The following is a 6,233-nucleotide window of genomic DNA, read 5'->3' as shown; positions in this document are numbered from 1 at the left end:
AGCCGCTGTAATAAATAGCATTTAAGATAAGCAATTATGTTGCGTCGCGTGCACTTCCCCACCCAACCCTCATTGCTTGAACTTATTGCCCTTTGCAGTGGATTGACGGGCGCAGGCGCGGTATGACCGAACAAGTCAGGAGTAGGTATGAACAAGAAAAGACGCTCAGTTCCCGGTATCAGACACTATGATGGCCCTGCCGGCGGCTGGGGTGCGCTAAAAGCGACAGCCATTGCGGTACGAACCCAGATGGATACCTTTGATGCCCCCGCCACGCTGCTGCGCACCAACCAGCCTGATGGTTTTGACTGCCCGGGCTGCGCGTGGCCCGATAAAGAACACAAATCGACCTTCCAGTTTTGTGAGAACGGCGCCAAAGCGGTAACCTGGGAAGCCACCAGCAAACGCGTTACCCCCGCGTTCCTGGCGGAAAACACCGTCTCTTCTCTGCTGGCTAAATCTGACTTTGAGCTGGAAGGGTATGGTCGTCTGACGCATCCTCTGCGCTATGACCGGGTAAGCGACACGTTCAAACCGGTTGAGTGGGACGAGGCGTTTCAACGTATCGGCGAGGTGTTGCGCGAGCTTGAACCGGACCAGGTCGAGTTCTATACCTCCGGGCGAGCCTCTAATGAAGCGGCGTATCTTTTCCAGCTGTTTGCACGCGAATACGGCACCAATAACTTCCCCGACTGCTCGAATATGTGTCACGAGGCCACCAGCGTCGGTCTACCCCGCTCCATCGGGATCGGGAAAGGCACCGTCTCACTGGACGACTTCGATAACACCGAGCTGGTGATCTCCATCGGCCATAACCCCGGCACAAACCATCCGCGGATGATGGGTACGCTTCATGAGCTGGCGCGACGCAACGTGCCGATTATCGTCTTTAACCCGTTACGCGAGCGCGCCCTGGAACGTTTTGCTGACCCGCAAAGCGTCATTGAAATGGCAACCTATAGCTCAACGGACATCGCCTCGACCTACTTCCAGGTGAAGGCCGGAGGCGATGCCGCCGCGCTGAAAGGTATGGCCAAACACCTGCTGGAAATGGAGGCCGAACGCGGTAACGTGCTCGACCACACGTTTATCGCAGAACACACCCAGGGCTTTGATGACTTTGCCGCCGATATCGCGCAGACGCGCTGGGATGACATTGAGCGCGAGTCCGGGCTCAGCCAGGCTGCGCTCAAAAAGGTGGCCGAGGCCTATGCGAAATCCAACGCCACCATCATTACCTACGGGATGGGGATTACCCAGCACAATAAAGGCACGGCAAATGTCCGGCTGATCGCTGATGTGCTGCTTCTGCGCGGAAATATCGGCAAGCCCGGTGCGGGAATATGCCCTCTTCGCGGCCACTCTAACGTTCAGGGGAACCGTACCGTCGGGATTAGCGAGAAGCCCACCCCGGCCTTCCTGAACCGTCTGAAAGAGGTGTTTGGCTTTGAGCCGCCTTCTCACCATGGGCATGATGCGGTGCAGGCGACCCAGGCCATGATCGACGGTCGGGCGAAAGCGCTTATCTGCCTCGGCGGTAACTTTGCCGTCGCGATGCCCGACCACGAGAACGGCTTCCCGGCAATGGGTAACCTTGATTTGAGTGTTCACGTTGGTACTAAGCTGAACCGTACCCATCTGCTGGTGGGTAAAGAGACGTTTATTTTCCCGTGCCTTGGCCGTACCGAGCTGGATGTTCAGGCCACCGGTCGTCAGTCCATCACCGTCGAAGACTCCATGTCGATGGTGCACGCCTCCTCCGGCAAGCTGAAACCCGCCTCACCGTTACTCCGTTCAGAACCCGCCATCGTCGCCGGCATGGCGAAAGCCACCCTGCAGGAGACCCGCGTGGACTGGATGACGCTGGTTGAAGATTATGACCGTATCCGCGATCTGATCGAGCAGACCATCCCGGGCTTTGAGGACTACAATGCGCGGATCCGTATTCCGGGCGGCTTTCGAATGCCGCTTCCCCCAACGAAACGCGTCTGGCCAACGGCGACGGGAAAAGCGATGTTCTCCGTATTCGACGGCGTACACGAGAACGCCAGCGGCGAAGGCGAGCATGTTCTGCGTCTGATTACGCTGCGCAGCCACGATCAGTACAACACCACCATTTATGCTCTGGACGACCGCTACCGTGGCGTGTTTGGCCGCCGCGACGTGCTGTTTATGAACGAAGAGGATATGGCCCTGTCAGGGCTGGAACACGGCGACCGCGTGGATATCGAAACCGCCCTGCCCGGCAGCGTTCAGCGCCTGGAAGACATTACCGTAGTGGCATACCACATCGCGCGGGGTTCAGTCGGGGCTTATTACCCGGAGGCCAACGTGCTGGTGCCGCTCGATTATCTGGATAAGGACAGCGGTACACCGTCTTACAAATCCGTTCCGGTTCGCATCATCCTGCGCTCGAAAGAGATCCGCATGCTGTAAGGCTGTTCGCGAAGAGTCATCCATGGATATTAAACAGTTAAAATACTTAATTGCGCTCGACGAGACCCGCCATTTTGGTAAAGCGGCCTCGCAGTGCAACATCACCCAGCCGACCCTCTCCATGCGCATCCGCAACCTGGAAGAGGAGCTCGGTCTGGTGCTGATTGCGCGCGGACAGCGCTTTGAGGGTTTTACGCCAGAGGGCGAACGGATCCTGGCGTGGGCGCGTGCTCTGCTTGCCGCTCACGACGGACTACAGGCGGAAGCCGCGCTGTGCAAAGGCCAGGTGGTGGGTGAATTACGCCTGGGGATGGTTCCGCTGGCGAGCGTCGATCCGATGATCTTTATCCGCCAGTTGACGCAAAAATACCCGGAGCTGACCTACAGCCTCTATTCCATGTCCTCTGCACACATTGCCGATGGCGTCAGCCGCAACCAGCTGGAGCTGGGTATTTGCTATCTCAACAGCATCGATACCAGTCTGTTTGACATTATTCAGTTGCCTGAGACGAAGATGGGCCTGCTGCATGATATTCGTCATTTCCAGCTGGACCCGACGCCGCTGACCTGGCAGGACCTGACGGATTTTCCGCTGGGGTTCCTGACAAAAGGGATGCATTACCGGGCGCATATGGAGGCCAGCTTTGCCGCCGCTGGAATCGAACCCAGATCCGTTTTCGAGAGCGACTCTACGTTCCAGATCATTCAGGCGGTTCAGAGCGGCGTTTGCTGCGCCGTGATGCCGCTGAACAACGGGCTTGAGGCGCTAAACAACCATTTCAGGATAGTCCCCATCGCCGACGCGAACATTGAGGCGCCCATCGGCCTGATAATGCGCAGGCAAAAACCCCTCTCCTCCCTGGCGCTGCGCTGTTTTACCGACGCGCAGGAGATTTATCATGCGGACAATAACGCATAAGCCTGGCGCGTGACCACGCTAAACCCGCCGATCAGCACCGCATCACAGACCGCCCGGTGCTCCGGGACGGTTACCAGCGCGTGAAGCGCATCGCGGATGGCGTTAAGCGTGTCAGGAGGTGTATGAGGCGACGTGATTAAGGGCAGGCCCGGCGTTAGCGGAGTTTGGTCAATCACCGTCAGACCCGCCAACGCTTCCGGCTCATGACGCTGCAGGAGTGCCCAGGTGACACAGTCGATAGCGGCGATATCACCCTTCCCACGTTTGACGTCAATCAGCGACTGACGGTGGCTGCCGCTGAATGACGTTTGCGAAAAGAAAGGGGCGCTGGTCACCCACGGTGCCACTTTTTTTCGCAGCGCGTGATAGCCGGACTGCGAGTCAGGAGAATTACAGACCGCCCGGCGTCCGCGAAAATCCGCCAGCGTAAGAGGCCGATCCTCCGAGCGCGTCACCAGAACGCTGCGGTAGTGGCTCCCTTCGCATCCCGCTGCCGTGTAGTGAAAACAGCCCACCACCTGCACCTCCGGGAGCTGCGTGACCAGCGGGTAGCCGCAGGTCTGGCTGAGAATCAGCGCCGGCTGCTGCCAGTGGTTCAGCAGGTCCGATTCGGGCCAGCGGGGGACACGCTCAACGTACACGCCCCGGTCGGCCAGACGTTGTTGTACCGCCAGCCAGAGCGCGCGAGTGTCGGCGCGATCCACGGCATACATGGGAAACGCCAGCAGGTTACTCATATCTTTCCTCTTGTTTTCCGGGGTGAACGGTGACCGCCACTGGCCGGGTCGAGAACTGGCGTAGCCATTCGCCATAGCCCCTGACTACAAAACCGTGGTTACGCTGCCGGTATGCCTCGCGGTTTTGGTGGTAGATCGTCTGTAACCCATACCAGGGAACGCCCGGTAAATCATGGTGAATGGAATGGTAGTTGAGATTTAAAAACAGTACCCGCCAGAATAACCCAGCCTCGTTAATGACGGAACGCGCCAGCGGATCGTCCGCCGCGCGATGTTCGTAAAAGGAACGGACCTTGGTCAGCGCCAGCGCCGGATAGCTTACCGCCAGCACAAACCAGACGGGTGAAAAGCCGGTATGCGTCATCCAGGTGAAAAGCGCCGCCAGAAGCACAATGTGAACCAGCCACATCGCCATCGCCCGCCGTTGACGCTGACGAAAGACCGCCGCGACGCTCCCCAGCGTCTGCAAAATATCCAGCAGCGGTGCCAGCACTATCCGCCCGCAGAAGGTATTGCGGGCCTGGATCATGCGCTTCTGCCAGGGGGAAAAGCGCGCCCAGCTCGCCTCTGTAAAATAGTACGACTCCGGGTCATCCACCGGGATGGTCAGACTGTCGTGACGATGATGCGCCAGATGGGAATCCCGGTACAGGCCATAGGGATACCAGACCGCCAGCGGGAGCGTGCCAAACAGCTGGTTAAGCCAGGCAAAAGGCGTGGGATGCCCGTGGATCAACTCATGCTGCAGGGACATGTACCAGGCGGTAAACCAGATAAGCAGCAGCGTGGCGGGCAGCAGGCCGAGCGTTTGCCAGAACGTCAGCGTGGCAAACCAGCCAGCATAAATAGTGACGATCAACAGCCACGTGGGCAGTTCGCTTCGCCACAGAAATCCTGAGGCAAGATGGTGGATGCGATCGCGCTGTTGCGGATGCAAATAGAGAGATCTTCGTTTACCCATTCCTTCAGACGCCGTTTCGCCAGAGACACTACCCTGACGATCGGGGATAACGTCTGAAATGACAAAGAACTTAAATCGCTTTGCTTTGCCAGAAACAGAGGCCCACACGCGGCCTTGACTTATTCTGTGATAAAGGTACTTTTCAGGACATGAAGAAGATCTTAATTATCGTCCCTGACGGCGGCATGCTGTTTGAAGCCGCCGGTATCGCCGACATTCTGATGCAGGCTAACCGGCTGCACCCGGAAGGGCTTGCGCACCCCCGCTACCGCATTATTATCGCCACCACGCAGCCGCACCAGGTGATCCACGGTCAGTCCGGCCTGAATCTGCTGGCGGATTATCGTCTGCCTGAACTGGATCCGCGTGAACCGCTGGACACCATTATCATCACCGGACGCGGGATGAACGAGCAGGAGAGCACGGCGGTGGTGGACTGGCTGCACCTTGCTGCGCCGCATGCCCGGCGGATAGCCTCCATTTGCGGCGGCGCGATGCTGCTGGCCCAGAGCGGCCTGCTGGATGGTCGTCGCGCAACCACCCACTGGCGGTTGCTGGAGACCATGCAAACCCAGTATCCGGCTATCCGCGTCGAAGGCGGTCCACTGTATATTCAGGATGGTCCCGTCTGGACCTCCGGCGGCGTGAGCTCGGGGTTTGATCTCACTCTGGCGCTGGTGGAGGATGACTATGGTTTCACCCTCGCCCGCGACGTGGCGCAGGATATGGTGATGTACCTGCGCCGCCCCGGCGGTCAGCTGCAGTTTAGCCGCTATAGCCTGCAGCCGTCCGGCGCGTCTGGGCCAATAAGCGACCTGCAGGCCTGGATACAACAGAACCTCACTGCCGACCTGTGCGTAGAAAATCTGGCCGAGAAAGTGGCGATGAGCCCGCGCAATTTCACCCGGGTCTTTACCCGGGACGCAGGCGTTCCACCTGCCCGCTACGTAACCGAAGCGCGCCTGGCCGCCGCCAGACAGCTGCTTGAGCAAACCCGTGATTCCCTTGAGCGCATTGCTGAGCAAAGCGGGTTTGGCACCAGCATTAACCTGCGCCGCGTGTTTGAGAAACAGCTCCACCTTACCCCGGGCGAGTACCGCCAGCGCTTCCACTGTCGCAGGATGGCGTAATCTGATCCTTTTTTGTCGTTTACGCCAATCGGCCTGACGCCTACAGTGAC

The 6,233-nt window shown here is 58.7% G+C and carries 5 protein-coding genes; 3 read left to right on the top strand and 2 right to left on the bottom strand.

Annotated elements, in window-relative coordinates:
- Positions 1-147: 147 nt before the first annotated feature.
- Together L977_RS05020 and L977_RS05015 are read left to right on the top strand one after the other, a co-directional pair.
- Positions 148-2,436, top strand: coding sequence for an FdhF/YdeP family oxidoreductase (locus L977_RS05020; protein WP_047625070.1), 2,289 nt, complete (start codon positions 148-150; stop codon positions 2,434-2,436).
- Positions 2,437-2,458: 22 nt separating this feature from the next.
- On the top strand, positions 2,459-3,355 hold the full coding sequence (locus L977_RS05015; RefSeq protein WP_014884242.1) for a LysR family transcriptional regulator: 897 nt from the start codon (positions 2,459-2,461) through the stop codon (positions 3,353-3,355).
- On the opposite strand, the gene L977_RS05010 is transcribed toward L977_RS05015, so the two are convergent.
- Positions 3,334-4,092, bottom strand: coding sequence for a phosphate/phosphite/phosphonate ABC transporter substrate-binding protein (locus L977_RS05010; RefSeq protein WP_047625067.1), 759 nt, complete (start codon positions 4,090-4,092; stop codon positions 3,334-3,336). The two genes, L977_RS05015 and L977_RS05010, sit on opposite strands and share 22 nt — an antisense overlap.
- Positions 4,085-5,053, bottom strand: a complete 969-nt coding sequence (locus L977_RS05005) for a fatty acid desaturase (RefSeq protein ID WP_047625065.1) — start codon at positions 5,051-5,053, stop codon at positions 4,085-4,087. Before L977_RS05005 ends, L977_RS05010 begins: the two co-directional genes overlap by 8 nt.
- Positions 5,054-5,202: 149 nt before the next feature.
- On the opposite strand from L977_RS05005, the gene L977_RS05000 reads away from it, so the two are divergent.
- The gene (locus tag L977_RS05000) at positions 5,203-6,183 is read left to right on the top strand and encodes a GlxA family transcriptional regulator (protein WP_047625062.1); all 981 of its coding nucleotides are present in this window, start codon (positions 5,203-5,205) and stop codon (positions 6,181-6,183) included.
- The last annotated feature ends 50 nt before the right edge of the window (positions 6,184-6,233 follow it).

The sequence above is a fragment of the Enterobacter sp. ZOR0014 genome (genome assembly GCF_000798855.1).
Taxonomy (GTDB): Bacteria; Pseudomonadota; Gammaproteobacteria; order Enterobacterales; family Enterobacteriaceae; genus Enterobacter; species Enterobacter kobei.
This window is presented reverse-complemented; position numbering and strand designations above follow the sequence as displayed.